Source organism: Variovorax ginsengisoli (genome assembly GCF_030486595.1).
Taxonomy (GTDB): Bacteria; Pseudomonadota; Gammaproteobacteria; order Burkholderiales; family Burkholderiaceae_C; genus Variovorax; species Variovorax ginsengisoli_B.
This window is the reverse complement of the sequence record NZ_JAUJZH010000058.1, coordinates 1-15,401: the sequence shown is the minus strand read 5'-3', so window position 1 is coordinate 15,401 and position 15,401 is coordinate 1. Positions and strand designations below refer to the sequence as shown.

Genomic DNA, 15,401 nt, shown 5'->3' with positions numbered 1-15,401 from the left:
CTCGGCGAGGCCACGGATCCGGCCGACCTGGAGCGCCGCAGCATGGCTTGGGAACGCGCGCAGGAGACGCGCCGCGCGCTGCCGCCGGTGCTCTGAAGGCGCGCCGGTCATCGGACCGAGGTCGCTCAACTTCTCATCGGGTCTCCCAAGGAGAGCATGCAATGTTCGATGGCCCCCTTCGATACCTGGCCGCTGCCGCCAAGCGGACCTCCCCACACTTCGTCGTGGCGCTGCTCGCCTGCGTTCTGCTGGCGCTTGCCTGGCGCGGTCCGACCGGGCATGTCGAGGCAGCGATGCAGCATCCCGTGCCCAAGGGCGGCGCCGCATCCGTCGCCCCGGATTCCCGCCTCGATTCGCTGCGCAAGGAGGCGGCGAGCGGTGACGAACGCGCCAACTTCCAACTCAGCGGTGCCTTGATGGACAGGTTCGACCTCGAGGGCGATTCGGACGACCTCTATGAGGCGTTGGAATGGGTCGACCGGCGCTGGGACGCATCCGCCCACGTGGAACTGGTCGGCCGGATCGTCGCGCACTACTGCGGTCATCGCGTCGTGCAGTGGCATCGCCTGTGCGTGCTGGGCGAATGACCGGGCTTCGCAGGCGCAATGGGCGCAGCCGCCCTTGGAGTGAGCGGCCGTATGCAGAAGCACCAGAAGCACGATCGCAGGCAACTTGATCGTGTTCATCGAAGCCGAGTTGCCTTGATCGACTCGACAATACGAACTAGACTGCCCCCGCATGCCGGCGATGCAACAGGTCGGACATCACGCAGGCAGCGCCGCGAGGCCACAAGAAGAATCCTTGGAGGGATGAAGATGTCCAGTCCTGCAGTTCGCGGCGGCCTGTTGGCGGCCTTGATGGCGCTGGCCGGCTGCGGCGGCGGATCCAGCGGCTTGCCGCTGCTGGCCGTCGCTGCCGACGGCGTCGCCGCGCCGTGCGCCGCCGCCTTCGACGGTGTCGGCGCCAGCGGCGCCAAGGCCCTCTCGCTGTCGAAGGACGACGGCCCCGTGGTCGCCCTGTCCTCGTGCAAGTTCGACGATGCCCGCAACGTCACCATCGGCGGCGACGGCGGTTGCGGGCCGCGCGTGGTCATCGACCAATCGTTCACCGACAAGAACAAGAACGCTCTCGGCAAGATCACCATCGCCGCCGGCGGCAAGCTCGCGGTGCCGAACGTCATACCCGGCGGTACGCTCGAGGTCGAGACCGCCGGCATCCTCGTCAACGGGCTGCTGTCGGTCGGCACTTCGACCTGCCCGGTGGGTGGGCCCAGCGATCCGGCGGGCCGCGTAAAGGTCACGTTCACGGGCTCGCAGATCCCCTCCGACCCGGCCATCGACAGCGGCTCCGACAAGGGCATCGAGGTGCGCAACGGCGGCATCCTGCGCTTGTACGGCGCCAAGGGCGTGGCACCCCGGGGCGTCAACTGGACGCATCTGAGCCAGCCGGCCGGCCCGGCACGCTACCAGAGGACCGACCAGGGCATCGGCGCGCCGGTGGCCGAGCGCGGCGAGCGGCGCCTGTACCTGGCTGCCGACGTGCGCAAGGGCGATGGCGGCGGCTGGCAGCCGGGCGACTGGATCGTGGTCGCAAGCACCAGCTTCAGCCCCTTCGAGTCGGAGTTCGTGCAGATCGCGGCGGTCGAGGCCTCGGGCAGCGGCAGCTTGGTGACGCTGGCCCAGCCGCTGCGCCACTACCACTTCGGCGGCGCCGATCCGGGCCTGCCCTCCGAGAGCAACTACGGCGCCGGCGCCGGCACCAACTACGGCGTCGACGAGCGCAGCGAGGTGGGGCTGATCAGCCGCAGCATCAGCTTCAGCGCAAGCACGCCCGCGGTGGCCGACCCGGCGACGCCGGAGGACCAGAACGCGCATTGGGGTGGCGAGATCCGCATCCTCGCCGGCTTCGCCGAGGCCAGCGTCCAGGGCGTGGAACTCGAGAAGTTCGGCAAGGCGCGGCTGGGCAGCTACCCGGTCCATTTCCACATGACCGGCCAGGCCGGGCCCCACCTGGTCGACAGCAACAGCATCCACCACAGCTTCAACAAGTGCGTGACGGTGCACATGAGCCAGGGCGTGGCGATCTCCAACAACGTCTGCGCGCGCGCCCTGGGCCACCTGTTCTACCAGGAGCTGGCCCAGGAGCAGGGCGGCAGCTTCATCGGCAACCTGGGCATCGGCGCGATGAGCCACCACTTCGGCATCGACCAGGCCAAGGTGCCCAAGACCGACGACGGGCTGGTGCAGAACTGGTGGGAGGGCGACAACCTGGTCAAGGTCGCGGGCCGCGAATACGACAGCCTCAACGTGCCGAACACCGACAGCCAGTCCAACCCCATGCATGGCAGCTGCTACAAGGCGGACCCCGGCGTGCCCGGCGCGCTCACCTTCGCGCAGGAAGCCCCTTGCCCGCCCGGCGACAAGACGCTGATGTACGTCGAGCAGTCGAGCGGCTTCTGGATCGGCAACCCCGGCACCCGGATCGAGGGCAATTCGATCGCCGGTTGCCAGGGCACCGGCAAGGCCTATTGGTACGTGCCGCCGGCGGCCGGCAACCAGCGGTTCGAGGCCCTGGGCTCGTTCCTGAACAACCGCGCGCATGGCTGCTTCGACGGCCTGTTCGGCGAAGAGGAACTGCCGGTCAAGTCGGGGCAGATGTTCCCCACCACCGACGGCACCCCGGCGGGACAGAACCTGATCTCGCACTTCAAGGGCTTCACGGCCACGCGCATCCGCAACCGGGGCGTCTGGGTGCGGCCGATGTGGAACGCGGTCGAGACCGGACGCTTCGCGACCAACCGGGAATCGGTGACGCTGGTGAGCTCGGGCGGGCCCGACGGCAACGGGCCCGGCGTGTGGTCGCTGCTGAAGGACTCGGTGATGGTGGGCATCAGCACCAACAACGTCGACCGCTGGGGACCCTGCCCGCCGACCGCCGCCAACGGCTTCGGCTGCGTCGACCGCAACCCGCTGGCCAACGAGATCATGGACAAGGGCTACCCGTCGCCGGCCTGGAACATGGCCGGCTACATGATCTATGACGGACCGGTGCGGGTGATCCGCAACCACTTCGTGAACTTCCGCAAGGACAACGCGGAATTGCTCAGATTGCTCACGGCGGACGATGGTGCGGCGCTGGGGAAATTCAAGTGGGCCGCGCAACCGGGCTTGAACCTCCCTGCCTACACCAGCTACGAAGGCGACGCCGCGCTGGGCTGGTTCCAGTCCAACCAGAGCGCGTATCCTACCGCCACGGTGGTGAAGGCGCTGAGCTTCGAGAACGTCGACCTGCGCCACCAGATCTACACCGAGCGGGTCAATGTGAACACCTTCAAGGACGGCGACAAGAACACCGCCGTGATCGACCTGGACGGCTCCCTCACGGGCTTGCAGGTGGTCGACGCGAACGGGGTGCGGATCCACGACGAGTACCCGATTTCGCTCAACAACCTGCCTTTCAACCGCACGGGCAACGCGGTCGATGAGTGCCTGGCCACGGGCACGCAGGATGAGCAGTACGAGGGCCGCGCCACCTCGATGATCTCGCCGGGCAACATGGCCTCGCTGGAGTTCGAGGCCCTGTATCCGCGCCCGGAGACCTGGCAGGACATGGAGTTCGTCAAGGACTCCCCCGACGCGGGCGAGCACCAGCGCATGGTGCTGCAGAGCCGCAACGGGCTGGGCGTCTGGGAGCCCAAGGTGGCGAGCGGCACCGGCTACACGGTGCGCACGGCGCCCACCACCGATTCCGGCCACAAGGCGAACCCGGCCGCGACGGGCATGCCCGCCACGGTGCGGGTCGGCCTCACCGATGCGGTGAAGTCGGACATGGGCAACAAGCCCTTCCACGTGCGAGTGGGCATCTGCTACTCGAATGCCCAGGGCACTTCGCCCAGCGTTCCGCCCAACGGCGCCTTCACGATCACGCGCGGCTACAAGTCGTGGGGCGGCAACGGCACGACCTACAACGACCCGGGGGTGCGGCGCAGCTTCAATCGGCTGTCGGGCCTGTACGACGGCCAGAACTGCTTCAACCTCGACCAGCAGAACCCGGTCCTCAACTTCGCGGTCAACGGCAAGGGCTGCCCGGCCGAGGGCGTGATCCTGCGGCCCGACACCGGGTGCGGCGGCTTGCAGGAGGCCACGGACCTGGACAGCCGGCCCGTGTGCATCTTCCCCAGGAAGTCCTTGACGTCGGTTCCGACCCTCGCCGGCCTCACGAATCCGGCCAATGGCCAGCCGGCGACGAACCTGGACGGCACGCCGGCCTTCGACAAGTACTACTTCGACAGCGCGACCGGCATGCTGTTCTTCTACGTGGTGCAGGACAGCCCCAACGCCAAGGGCGTGGCGCCGGTGGGCAGCTGCAGCGGCAAGCCCGGCGACGACCCGGCCTGCCCGGGCGCGGACGAGCTCGACACCTACTTCCCGTGTCCGGCGCAGGGCTGCACCAACTACTCGGTGGTGGTGAACGACACCAGCTACACGCCCGGCCCGTCCACCTGCGATGCGCGCGCCGGCGGCACGCTCTACGGCGCCAACGGCTACACCCTGCCAGAGCCGGTGATCACCAACCGCCTCGGCCACGTGGGCCAGAGCGGCCCGTCGTCGGTGGTCAATGCGGTGCCGACATCGACGGTCAAGTTCAACCAGACCTTCAGGCGCTGGGATGCGGTGCCCGCGGCCTCGTGTCCGATCAACCAGCCGCCGGCGCGCAGCGTGCCTGTTGCCAGCGTGGACGCGAAGCGCGGCACGGCGTTGGCCCAGGTGGCGCAGTGGCTGCGCGACAGCCTCGAGCCTGCCGGCCCTTCGGCCTCGCGCTGGTCGAAGGAGTGGTTCTCGGCCAGGCGCTCGCCGATTCCCGATATCGGCGCGATGTCGCAGATCTGCAGCGCCTCGTCATGAAGACCTGGACCTGGCTGGCCGCCTCGGCCCTGTGCGTGCTCGTCGCCTGCGGCGGCGGCGGATCGTCTTCGTCGCTGTCGGCGCTGCTCGGTTCGCTCGCCAATGCGCAGTCGGGCAACGGCGCCCCGGCGGTGCAGGTCACGCCCGTGACCCTGCGCATCGCGAACACGCCGGTGCCGGTGAAGGGCTCCGATGGCCTCTTCCATGTGGTCTACGAGCTGGAACTCGCCAACTTCACCGGCGCCAGCGCGGCGATCCAGGCGGTGGACGTGCTGGATGCGAGCCTCGGCCGGTCGGTGGCCAAGCTGTCGCCGGCGCAGATCGCCGATCGCCTGGTGGTGCGCGACAAGTCCGCGGTGCCGGGCAGCATCGGCCCGTCCCAGGTCGGTCTGCTCTACATGCACGTGAGCTTCGCCGACCAGGCCGCGATGCCCGCCGCGCTTGCGCATCGGATCACGGTGGCGACCGGCGGCGCGCCGATCGTCGAGACGGCCGGGCGCATTGCGCTGGCGGCGCCGACGGCGCTCGTGCTCGCGAGCCCGCTGCGCGGCACGCGCTACATCGCCGGCGACGGCTGCTGCGACTCGGTGCGCCACGTGCGGGCGACGCTGCCGCTCGACGGCCAGTTGTTCACGGCGCAGCGCTTTGCCATCGACTGGGAGCAGCTCGACGCCCAGGGCCGCATCTATGTCGGCGATCCGAAACTGCCCGCCAGCTATGTGATCTACGGCAAGCCGATCTACGCCGTGGCCGACGGAACGGTCGTGACCGCCGTCGACGGCCTGCCCGACACCCCGCCGGGCGCCTTGCCGGCCTCGATCCCGATCGAGCAGGCCGATGGCAATCACGTCGTGCTGGACCTGGGGGGCGGCCGCTTCGCGCTATTCGCGCACATGAAGCCCGACTCGGTGCTGGTGCGGGCAGGCGACAAGGTGCGCGCGGGCCAGGTCATTGGACAAGTCGGCACCTCCGGCAACTCGTCAGAGCCGCACCTGCACTTCCACGTCGTCGACGGTCCGTCGCCCCTGGCCTCGAACGGACTGCCGTACCTCCAGGATGGCTTCGCCGCCTCGCAGCGCGGCGTCTCCACGGCGGCCTTCGACCAGGCCATCATCGACGGCAAGCCCATCGCGCTCGAGGCCGTGCCGTCGCCGGGTCCACGCCGGAACGTGCTGCCGATGGATCTCTGGATCGTCGATTTTTCCGGCTGAGGGCGCCGGGGCGAGCATGGGAACCTTGTTCAAGGATGCGCTGCACGAGCGCCTGGGGACCTGGCCGCTGGGCTACATCCCCTATGGCGGGCCCGACTACGGGGAGATCGAAGCCGTGGCGCGCGCCGTCGGCGACGGCGGCGACGACAGCTTCCACGCGGCCTGGACGGCGGCTGGCGCGCGCTTCGCGGCCGAAGGCGAGGCGGCGTTGGCCAAGGGCCACCGCGCCAGCGCGCGTGAGCTGCTGCTGCGCGCCGCTTGCTGCCACGGAAAGTCCTTTCACCCGCTGTACGGACTGCCGCTGGATCCACGCCTGGTGGCCTCGTACCGGCTGCAGATCGCGCTCTTCGAGCGTGCGCTGGCGCTGTGCGACGACCCGGTGCTGCCGCTTCGCATCCCGTTCGAGGCGACGGCCATGCCCGGCTACCTGGTGCCGGCCGCGGGGCGTGCCACCGAAGTCCGGCCGCTGTTGATCTGCACCAATGGCTATGACGGGCAGATCACCGACCTGTATTTCGCTTCCGCGGTCGCGGCCTCGCGGCGCGGCTATCACTGCCTGATCTTCGACGGCCCGGGACAGGGCCGCATGCTGATCGAGCAGGGAATGCCGCTGCGGCCCGAGTGGGAGCAGGTGATCGGCGCGGTGGTGGATTTCTCCTTGGCGCTGCCGCAGGTCGACCCGTCGAGGATCGCCCTCAACGGTTGGAGCCTGGGCGGCTACCTGGCGCCGCGCGCGGCCTCGGGCGAGCATCGGCTGGCCGCGTGCATCGCCGACCCGGGCCAGGCCGATCTGGCCGACGGCTTTCGGGCCTTTGCAGCGAAGCTCGGCGCGGGCCCGGAGGCCGCGGCCGCATCGAGCCTCGGTGATCTCGATCCGGCGCTGGTCGATCGCATGGAGGCGATCATCGACAACGACCGCGTGCTGCGCTGGAGCGTCAAGCAGCGCGGATTCTGGATGAACGGCGTGGCGACCATGCGCGAGTACCTGCGCGAGATCGAGCGTTTCTCGATGCAGGGCCGCACTGGGCTCATTCGCTGTCCCACCCTTTTCACGCTGGCCGAAGGCGACCCGCTGGCCGCCGGAACGCAAGCCTTCTTCGAGCAGTTGCGCTGCCCCAGGCAACTGGTGTGCTTCACGCGCGAGGAGGGCGCCGAGGGCCATTGCGAGATGTTGAGTCGTTCGCTGGTGAATCGGCGCTCGCTGGACTGGTTGGATGAAGTGCTTGGGGCTGCTTGATCGTTCGACCCTCTGCAAGGTGGAGGCGGCCCGCGTCGCAGGCCGGGTCCAGGCACGCGCGCTCGAATTCGGCGTCCGCCTCGAGGTGAGCGCGCCGGAGCGACTTCGAGCTCACGAGCCCAGCCCCCCAGTGCGCCGGTACGCTTGTAGCCGGCGCCACGCCCTTAGAAGCGCAAGAAGAATCATCTTGATGACCTATTTGAAGTCGACCGGGCCGCATTCTTCCTGGTAGCGGGGCCGCGCGCGGCGTGGATCGCTCCGCCCCAGCGGCGCTGGCCAGGCACGAGGCCGGTCTTCTTCGGATCGTCCTTCATCTTGAACTCCTTGCAGGGCTGGACCAGGCATTTTCCGATCGGGAATTGAAGATGTGCTCGCCTGGGCGCTGAACGTGGGTGGGCGGTGGGCGCCATGTCGTGCCAGACGACATCCATTGCCCCGGGTTGGTCGTGGCAGCGCCGATGGCATGAGGCCAGGCGGTGCCTGCGCGTGGCGCGGGATCCGGCGTCCTTCGCGGCAAGGATGAGAACTCGTCCTACTCCCAAGCGAGACGTGACATCGCATGTTCTGGAACGGGAGCCATCCAATGCCAGAACAAACGCCCGCCAATGCCTCGAAGCCGAGAGTCCCGCCGCGGTCCCTGCCGTATGACCGTGTGGAAGCGGCGTTCAGTCTCGCGAACGCCACAGCGGAGGGTGCGCCATGAATGCCGGCTGGCCGGGGCAGTTGTGGATCGTCCGGCATGGTCAGAGCGCCGGCAACGTCGCGCGCGACGCAGCCGAATCCGGAGGCTTGGCCGTCATCGACTTGGCTTGGCGCGACATCGATGTTCCGCTGTCGGACCTCGGCGTCCAGCAATCCAGGGCCTTGGGCGATTGGTTCGCCAAGTTGTCTCCGGACGACCAACCGGAGGTGATCCTGTGCTCGCCCTACGAGCGGGCGCGCCAAACTGCAGCCCTGGTGGCCGAGTGCGCACGGATGTCGAGCGCCGCGGCGACGCTGCGCCTGGACGAGCGCCTGCGTGAAAAGGAGTTCGGCATCCTTGACCGCCTGACCAAGTTCGGCATTCAGCAGAAACATCCCGACCTCAACGAGCAACGGCTGCATGTCGGCAAGTTCTACTTCCGGCCCCCCGGGGGGGAGAGTTGGTGCGACGTGATCCTTCGACTGCGCAGCTTGATCGAGATGATCACGCGGGAATATGCGCAGCGGCGCGTGCTGGTGGTGGCGCACCAGGTCATCGTCAACTGCATGCGCTACCTGCTCGAACGCCTAGACGAGAAGCAGATTCTCGACATCGACCGCAAGGGCGACGTTCCCAATTGCGCCATCACCTCCTATCGCGCCGCGCGCGTTCGGGGGGGCGAAGAGGTGCTGCAACTGGATCTCGTCAACTTCCTCGCACCCTTGCGCGAAGCGGCCACGCCCGTCACCCGCGCGCCCGATGTGCCGTCTGCGGCAAAGCCCTGAGCGCCCGATGGCTGCAACCGGATCTCGTCCGAAGCGACTGACACCCGCCGCCCTGGCCCGGTGGCCGCTGCCGAAGCCGGGCGAAGACGCGGACAAGGAGGATCGCGGCCATGTGCTGATCGTCGCGGGCAGCGTGGAAATGCCGGGCGCGGCGCTGCTGGCTGCAGTGGCGGCGTTGCGGGCAGGCGCAGGAAAGCTCACGATCGCGGCGCCGGCGGGAATCGCCCACGGCCTCGCGTTCGCGGTGCCCGAGGCCCGCGTGGTCGGCCTTGCACAGGCCCGCAGTGGTGCGCTGCTCGCGCGCGCCGGCGATCCGCTCGCTGCGGTGGCGGGCCACGTCCGCGCGCTGGTCGTGGGACCCGGCATGCAGCACGAACGCTCGATCGTCGCCTTGGTCCGCGCGCTCATGCCGCTGTTCAGCCACGCGACGGTGGTGCTGGACGCATTGGCGATGTCAGTCGTGCGCAACGGCGAGCTCGACCAGCCGGTGGTGATGACGCCGCACGCCGGCGAAATGGCCTACCTCAGCGGACGGAGCAAGGAGGCTGTCTGCGAAGACCCGGTCGCGGCGGCACGCGAGGCCGCAAGCCGCTGGAACGCGTGCGTCGCGCTGAAGGGCGGCAGCACGGTCATTGCTTCGCCGGACGGTGCGATGTGGCAGTTCGACGATGGGGCGGCAGGATTGGCGACGTCGGGCTCCGGGGACACGCTGGCAGGTTTGATCGGCGGCCTGGCGGCGCGGGGCCTGCAGCCGCTCCCCGCCTGCGCCTGGGGCGTGGCGGCGCACGCAAGCGCTGGGGCTGCACTGTCGCGGCGGCACGGCCCGTTGGGCTATCTGGCGCGCGAACTGGCTGCAGAACTGCCCGCCAGTTTGCACGCGCTCGGCAAGCGGTCTGCGCCGCGGCGAGGCTGAGCCAAGGACCTTCGACCGTCGCTCTCAATTATTGGAACTCGATGCTGTCGGCAGTCAGCACGCCGTTCAGGACTTCCGAGCCATGGACATGGACCTTGACGCCGTTGCCGAGATTGGCCGCGGTGCCATTGCTGAAGTGCACGTTCGGGCTGCTGGCATTCACGGGCTGTCCCCTGACTCGAAAATCGGCGGGCGAACGGAAGGCGCCGACGGTCCCGGTCAGGTCGAACGAAGCTGGCCCGCCGGTCCCGGGCACATTCCGGATCTTCAGCTTCGTCGCCTTCAGAATACCGTTGGCGATGCGTCCGCCGACCTCGACCCTCACGCCATTGCCGAGCGCCGCTTGCTGACCGCCGGTGATTTGTGCGGCTGAAGCGTCGACCTGCAGGCCCAACACGCGCAAGGAAGCGGGACCTGCGAAGTTCGTCACGAGGCCCGCAATTTGAGCGGTGCTGCCCTCGGCTCGCGGGACTGGGTACCACCACTGAACCGACTTCGCGGCCAGCCGGCCTTGAAGCAATGTGTCAGCCCGCACGCGAACGACAGTCCCGTTGGCGAGCGGCTGGCCGTCGAGACTGCCCGATTGCACGGCAACCCCGTACTCGACAACCAGCCCTCCCAGCGTGAAGGCGTGGGCAGTCGTGTCGAGACCCTCAACGATGCCCGTGAGAATGAATTCCCCTGGGTCGCGCTGTTCGACGCGCGTGGCGCGCAGAACCCCGCTCGGCCCTGGCAGACCCCAGACCTGCAGTGTCTTTCCGGCTGGAATGGCCGCGAGGCCGGAAGCGTCGGCCCACACAGTACCCGAGTCCGTGCTGACCGTAGTGCCGAGTATCACGAAACTGCCCTGCTGCAGATCCACCGACAGCAGCGGGCCCTTGAGATCTGCTGCCGAGTCCACGTGACGCGCGATGCCGTTCGTGAAGTCCGTGTTGACCGGGCCGGTGACCTTCACGGTCATGCCCAACTGCAGCCCGGCTGGGGCGTCGAGGATATTGCCTACAGCCCGGGCCGTGTCATAGCGAAGCCCGTTGACGATGATGCTGCCCGCCCCGTCGACTGCCCCGACGCCGGTGGCGTCGGCCGTACTCACGCCAGTCCCCCCCGAGCCGACGCCCGACGCATCGTCGCCACTCGATGCCGTCGTGGTCGCGCTGCTCGCGGCATCCACTGCGATGCCACCCAGACCGCCGCCTGCGGGGCTGGAGACGCCCGGTGCGCCAGCGCCAGCGCCAGCGGATGAGCCGTTGGTCGCGTCCATCGCGCTGCCACCGGTATTCGGAAGCGATGGGTTGCTCCCGGGGCTAGCAACCAGCGCACTGGCACCGCCACCCCCGCCACCGCCCCCACCCCCGCAGGAGAGCAGCAAGGCTGTGGACAACGCCACGATCCCGGCGCGGAGTAGACGGCTGGTCATCCTGCTTTCCCTGGTGCTTCTAAAGTTGGAACGGACATCGTAGTGTCGTCCGCCCCGGCGTCTTCATAGTAGGTGTAGATCCCGACACGTATGCGGCCTGTCGCGCGTTCGTCGGCGGCGTTGTAGGCGCGCGTCATTTCCTGGGTCAGGTCATGGTGCAGTCCCGCCCACCGTTCCCGCACGAACTGATGAATGCGCTCGCAGTCGGCCAGCGAGATGCCGCCGGCGAACACCGATCGCTCGAGCAGGGGCGCCTTCGTGCCCAGCGTGTTCGACACGCCGGCCAGCAAGTGGTCGCGTGCGCTATCGCCCAGGAAGGCGAGCATCTGCTTCAGGTCGTTCGCGGGAACGAAGGCTCCCGTGGCGAGTTCAGCGCGACCATCGAATTCACTCACCATGCCAAGGCGAATCAAGTCGTCCAGGATGGCTCGATGGTGCAGGTCACCACGGCTCGCGTTCCGAGCCAGCGCTTCGAAGGAGATCTGCCCATCCTCGGCCGCGATCGGCAAGGAGCGCAGCGCGGGGTCATTGGCGTACGCCTGCAGCCACTGCGTGAGGGTCTTCGCTTCGGCCGACATCTCAGAGCGCGGCAGACTTTCTTCAGGCTCCCGCACCTTGGCCGTGACTGCCTTGCGGTTCAAGCCCGTGGTGACCGACAGCTGACTGATGTTCGGCTCGGTGCCTTTCTTGACCCACGCGCGACGCGCTTCGTCGAGCAAGAGGTCGCGCAAGAGAACTTCCAGATCGCGGTGCTTGATGCCGTAGGTGACAGCGAGGCGGATCATGGGCCGAAAGACGCGTGCGCAGGCAGCCAGCACCCAGTGCACCTGGCCTTCCGTGGATTGAGCCAGGGCATCGCTGGCGGATGGCGGCGCCGCCTGAGGCTTCGCATTCTTCGATCCAGTGCGTTTGTGCGCCATAGAAATGTTTCGCCACGCTACGGCCTCGGCGAGCATGACGCCGCGAAAGGACCTGTCCGGGAACCGGAGCTGGCACGTTGTGGGCGACCTTCATCGGGATGTCGCGTTCCGATCTCGATGAGGTCTTGCAATCTTTCTTGCAATCCGATTCTCCGCGTTTCAAGAGAGAGACATTAACCGATCGTTACCAATGGGACATCTTTGTGAGCAACTGTCTTACAAATCCGGCGCGACGGCTGTAGGACAACGATAGGAAATGTGAAACCTTCCCATCCGAAGGGATCGGCCAGCCGACTGGCCACCCGCGTGCGCCAAGGAGAAATTCAATGAATGCCGTCGAATCGTTGGCCGAAACGCCGCCTGCGCAGTTCACCGCCTTCGGAAGCTTGATCGATCTGGTCCGGCTGCGGGTGGGCGCCAGTTCGGCAGAGGTGTGCGATGCCTGCAACACGATCAACCTCGGGTCGGCACGCTATTGCAAATGCTGCTCGCACAAGCTCGCGGGCTTCTATGTCGCCAAGGAGCTGGGCACCGTGGCGGCGTCGCAATGGGACGAGCTCGCCGTGCCGCGCCGAGCTTCCGCCCTGGATCTCGTGGCCTTCTTCGTCGTGATCAATTCGCTCGTCATCCTTACCTCGTGGATTCCCGTGGGGTAGGGTGCGAGCGTTCCTCGACGGAAGCGGGGGAACAAGCATGACCAAATACTGCGACGCCTGCCACACACCCAATCGGGACCGGGCCAAGTTCTGCCGCGGGTGTGCCGGCAAGTTTTCGGGCGTCCGGTTCGATGCGGCCGCTTTCGTTGCGACGATGCCGGACACACGCAACGGGGTCGCGCCGCCAGAAAATGCGCTGCGTGAATTGCGGCCGGCGCCCGCTGTCGACCCCGACCCAAGGCGCTCCATTCGATCTCGGCGGCCACCGGGCTTCAACACCTCACTGGCGTTGCTCCTGCTGTTTCTTCTTCTGACCGCAGCGGCATTCGTTTATTGGCATCCGCGACTCGGGACTGCTTGGGAGAAGGCGTTGGCAAAGTCGCCGCCGATACTCGCCCCCTCATTCCTGGTCGCGAAGGTTGCGCCCCCGATCCCGCCGCCGGTTGCAGCAACGACTGCGGAGCACGACGCCCCGCCCGTGGCCGAGCCGTCGCTTGCGGAACAACCGGAAGCTGAGGTGCCCACGCAGGTGGCAATGCCGCAAGAGAGCGCCGAGCCACGGCCCGTCCAGGCAGTGCGGGCCCCGGAACTGGATGCTCCGGAAGTGGGTACCCAAGAGGAGGGGCCTGGCGTCGCAGCCTCACCGGTGTCGAATGCCCCAGCCCATGAGCGGCGAACGGTCCTGCGTCACCGGAATCGGGCCATGCCACCCACGCCGGAAAAGCAGGAAGCCTTTTCGCTCCCGGTGATCATTGAGCGAATTCAACCCCAGCCTGTGCGTCCGCCCGTCCTTGTCTCCCCCACCACGCCCGTGAAGCCACGGGATGAGGAGACCTTGCAGACGACTCGCGCCAGGGCGGAACCGGGCAAGGCCGGCATTCGCACCGCAGCGCCAAGCAACCCCGCATGCGATCGCTACAACCCGTTCGGAGAAAGGATATGCGTGGGGAACACCCCAGGAGGGCAAGTCGGCCAGCAGGCTTCGATTGGCAGCTCAGCTCCCGGTGTCGGGGCGGTCGGCGCGGCAACCGCGTTCAAGGGCGGTAGCAGCGTCGCGGCGGTCGTTTCGGGCGCCGATCCTGGTGGGGGCGCCGGGTCGGGGGCGGGGGGCTCCGGCGCAGGCGCGGCAGGGGCCGGAAGCGCAGCTGCGGGCAGTGGCGGCGGCGCGGGCGCTGCGGGGTCCGCAGGCGGCGGATCCGCGGGTAGTGGGCCCGGCGCTGGTGGCAGCGGTGGGGCGGGTGGTACCGGTGCCGGTGGCGGTGGCCCTGGTGGCGGCGGCCCGGGCGGTGGAGGCGGTGGCGCCGGAGGTGGGGGAGGTCCCGGCGGAGGCGGTGGCGGCCCTGGCGGTGGGGGAGGTCCCGGCGGAGGCGGTGGCGGCCCTGGCGGTGGGGGTGGTCCCGGCGGGGGTGGTGGCGGCCCTGGCGGTGGGGGTGGTCCCGGCGGGGGTGGTGGCGGCCCTGGCGGCGGGGGTGGTCCCGGCGGGGGTGGTGGCGGCCCTGGCGGTGGCGGGCCAGGACGATAGTGGTCGTTTGTGGGCACTCGCGCCAAAAGCAACAGCGCGCCAATGAAATCCTGCCAGCCGCGCCCCGGCCGCGGGCGGCCTTTTTGATCGCGCCATCGACGAGCTTGGCTGGCACCGCGAACGGCTCTACGTCACCAACGCGGTCAAGCACTTCAAGTTCGAGCGGCGCGGCAAGCGCTCCCCGGCACCGGTCCCCTGACGATGAGCACTACGGCCTTCAGCAAAGCACCCGAAACCATCGAGGCGAGTGGGTCCACGGAGGCTCCGACCTGACCGCCGTGCGCGGTCCCTTCGACGCGCTCACCCGATTGAAGCTCAAGCCCTCCCTGCGTCTGGCGATCGACCAGGCGGCGGTGTTCCACGCCGCTGTCGTCGAGTGCTTCCCCGGATTCATGGCATCGCGCATCAACTATGACGTGGCGCAGGGCCAGGACCGGGCAGGCCTCTGGTACCTCGGGTGTGCTGGAACAATCCTGGCGCGTGGGCGGTCCCACCGGCGCCGAGGTCGCGGCGCTGGAAGTCTTCAAGAGCCAACCGAAGCGCTCGCTCGTGCGGGCATCCTGCTTCGAGGTGTTCGGCGAGCCCGAGCTACCGCCGGGCGCCCGCGTCAACTACAGCGGCGACGATCCGGGGGTGGGACGCCTGACCAAGTACAGCTTTGTCGATGCCCATGTCGACGCGGCATAAGCAGGTCGAGATCCCCGTCGACGGGCAGCGTATCGACGGAACGCTCGTCGCGGCCTCCAACGCCGCGCCGGGTGTCTTGCTCGTGCATGGCTGGGACGGCAGCCAGGAACAATACAAGGCGCGCGCCCATGAGATCGCCGCGCTCGGGATCGTCGAGTCAGAGCACGACAAGACGGTGCCGCACCCGGTGATCGAGAGCTATCTCGGCGCTTTCAAGCACGTCAAATCGGTGACCTATCGCTGCATCGCGGGCGCTGACCACGCGCTTTCGGACGAACGAAGCCGCCAAGCCTACGGCATGCTGCTGGTCTCGTGGATGACGGAAATGACTCTCGGCGGTCGTGCGGCCAGCGGATTGCTGATACTAACTTGCGTTCAAAGATATAGAAGTTATCCATTTGAACCCAGTCATTGAACGGGTTCGCGTTGTATTGGATTCGAGGGCGACGAGTCCGCTTATCACGGCG

General features: G+C 68.0%; 12 protein-coding genes and 1 pseudogene. 11 read left to right on the top strand and 2 right to left on the bottom strand.

All coding sequences use genetic code 11. From position 1 onward, the window contains the following. Nucleotides 1–161: 161 nt before the first annotated feature. The 6 genes from QZH52_RS37990 (at nt 162) to QZH52_RS37965 (ending at nt 9,732) form a co-directional block, all read left to right on the top strand. Complete coding sequence (locus QZH52_RS37990; RefSeq protein ID WP_301816442.1) at nt 162–587, top strand: hypothetical protein; 426 nt, start codon at nt 162–164, stop codon at nt 585–587. Nucleotides 588–815: 228 nt separating this feature from the next. After that, entirely contained in the window at nt 816–4,904 is a 4,089-nt protein-coding gene (locus tag QZH52_RS37985) for a G8 domain-containing protein (RefSeq protein ID WP_301816441.1), read from the top strand. Next, nucleotides 4,901–6,115: a M23 family metallopeptidase gene (locus tag QZH52_RS37980; protein ID WP_301816440.1), complete on the top strand. Its 1,215-nt coding sequence runs from the start codon at nt 4,901–4,903 to the stop codon at nt 6,113–6,115. The genes QZH52_RS37985 and QZH52_RS37980 overlap by 4 nt, the downstream gene beginning before the upstream one ends. 16 nt (nt 6,116–6,131) lie before the next feature. Further along, the gene (locus QZH52_RS37975; RefSeq protein ID WP_301816439.1) at nt 6,132–7,352 is read left to right on the top strand and encodes an alpha/beta hydrolase family protein; all 1,221 of its coding nucleotides are present in this window, start codon (nt 6,132–6,134) and stop codon (nt 7,350–7,352) included. 699 nt (nt 7,353–8,051) lie between these two features. After that, entirely contained in the window at nt 8,052–8,819 is a 768-nt protein-coding gene (locus QZH52_RS37970) for a histidine phosphatase family protein (protein ID WP_301816438.1), read from the top strand. Between the two features lie 7 nt (nt 8,820–8,826). After that, on the top strand, nt 8,827–9,732 hold the full coding sequence (locus tag QZH52_RS37965; protein ID WP_301816437.1) for an NAD(P)H-hydrate dehydratase: 906 nt from the start codon (nt 8,827–8,829) through the stop codon (nt 9,730–9,732). 28 nt (nt 9,733–9,760) lie between these two features. Here QZH52_RS37965 and QZH52_RS37960 read toward each other — a convergent pair whose 3' ends face one another. Together QZH52_RS37960 and QZH52_RS37955 are read right to left on the bottom strand one after the other, a co-directional pair. Next, the gene (locus tag QZH52_RS37960; protein ID WP_301816436.1) at nt 9,761–10,993 is read right to left on the bottom strand and encodes a DUF5666 domain-containing protein; all 1,233 of its coding nucleotides are present in this window, start codon (nt 10,991–10,993) and stop codon (nt 9,761–9,763) included. A 152-nt stretch (nt 10,994–11,145) separates the two neighbouring features. After that, nucleotides 11,146–12,105, bottom strand: coding sequence for a DUF6502 family protein (locus tag QZH52_RS37955; RefSeq protein ID WP_366919374.1), 960 nt, complete (start codon nt 12,103–12,105; stop codon nt 11,146–11,148). A 290-nt stretch (nt 12,106–12,395) separates the two neighbouring features. Between QZH52_RS37955 and QZH52_RS37950 the strand changes: the two genes are divergently transcribed. The 5 genes and pseudogenes from QZH52_RS37950 to QZH52_RS37930 all read left to right on the top strand — a co-directional run bounded on the left by QZH52_RS37950 (nt 12,396) and on the right by QZH52_RS37930 (nt 15,349). Then, nucleotides 12,396–12,725, top strand: coding sequence for a hypothetical protein (locus QZH52_RS37950; RefSeq protein ID WP_301816435.1), 330 nt, complete (start codon nt 12,396–12,398; stop codon nt 12,723–12,725). 1,205 nt (nt 12,726–13,930) lie between these two features. After that, nucleotides 13,931–14,293 (top strand): hypothetical protein, encoded by a 363-nt coding sequence (locus QZH52_RS37945; RefSeq protein ID WP_301816434.1) that lies wholly within the window; start codon nt 13,931–13,933, stop codon nt 14,291–14,293. Then, a pseudogene (locus QZH52_RS38950) lies at nt 14,247–14,693 on the top strand (DUF3182 family protein); the annotation flags it as partial. The gene QZH52_RS37945 and the pseudogene QZH52_RS38950, both read left to right, overlap by 47 nt. 13 nt (nt 14,694–14,706) lie before the next feature. Beyond that, nucleotides 14,707–14,934, top strand: a complete 228-nt coding sequence (locus QZH52_RS37935) for a DUF3182 family protein (protein WP_366919373.1) — start codon at nt 14,707–14,709, stop codon at nt 14,932–14,934. Then, nucleotides 14,918–15,349 carry a dienelactone hydrolase family protein gene (locus QZH52_RS37930; protein WP_301816432.1) on the top strand — a complete coding sequence of 144 codons (432 nt, stop codon included), beginning with the start codon at nt 14,918–14,920 and terminating at the stop codon, nt 15,347–15,349. The genes QZH52_RS37935 and QZH52_RS37930 overlap by 17 nt, the downstream gene beginning before the upstream one ends. Nucleotides 15,350–15,401: the final 52 nt, after the last annotated feature.

Excerpts from the sequence above, each read along its gene's own strand:
- QZH52_RS37990 (WP_301816442.1), top strand. The coding sequence starts at position 162 with ATGTTCGATGGCCCCCTTCGATACCTGGCCGCTGCCGCCAAGCGGACC.
- QZH52_RS37985 (WP_301816441.1), top strand. The coding sequence starts at position 816 with ATGTCCAGTCCTGCAGTTCGCGGCGGCCTGTTGGCGGCCTTGATGGCG.
- QZH52_RS37980 (WP_301816440.1), top strand. The coding sequence starts at position 4,901 with ATGAAGACCTGGACCTGGCTGGCCGCCTCGGCCCTGTGCGTGCTCGTC.
- QZH52_RS37975 (WP_301816439.1), top strand. The coding sequence starts at position 6,132 with ATGGGAACCTTGTTCAAGGATGCGCTGCACGAGCGCCTGGGGACCTGG.
- QZH52_RS37970 (WP_301816438.1), top strand. The coding sequence starts at position 8,052 with ATGAATGCCGGCTGGCCGGGGCAGTTGTGGATCGTCCGGCATGGTCAG.
- QZH52_RS37965 (WP_301816437.1), top strand. The coding sequence starts at position 8,827 with ATGGCTGCAACCGGATCTCGTCCGAAGCGACTGACACCCGCCGCCCTG.
- QZH52_RS37960 (WP_301816436.1), bottom strand. The coding sequence starts at position 10,993 with ATGGACGCGACCAACGGCTCATCCGCTGGCGCTGGCGCTGGCGCACCG.
- QZH52_RS37955 (WP_366919374.1), bottom strand. The coding sequence starts at position 12,105 with ATGCTCGCCGAGGCCGTAGCGTGGCGAAACATTTCTATGGCGCACAAA.
- QZH52_RS37950 (WP_301816435.1), top strand. The coding sequence starts at position 12,396 with ATGAATGCCGTCGAATCGTTGGCCGAAACGCCGCCTGCGCAGTTCACC.
- QZH52_RS37930 (WP_301816432.1), top strand. The coding sequence starts at position 14,918 with ATGTCGACGCGGCATAAGCAGGTCGAGATCCCCGTCGACGGGCAGCGT.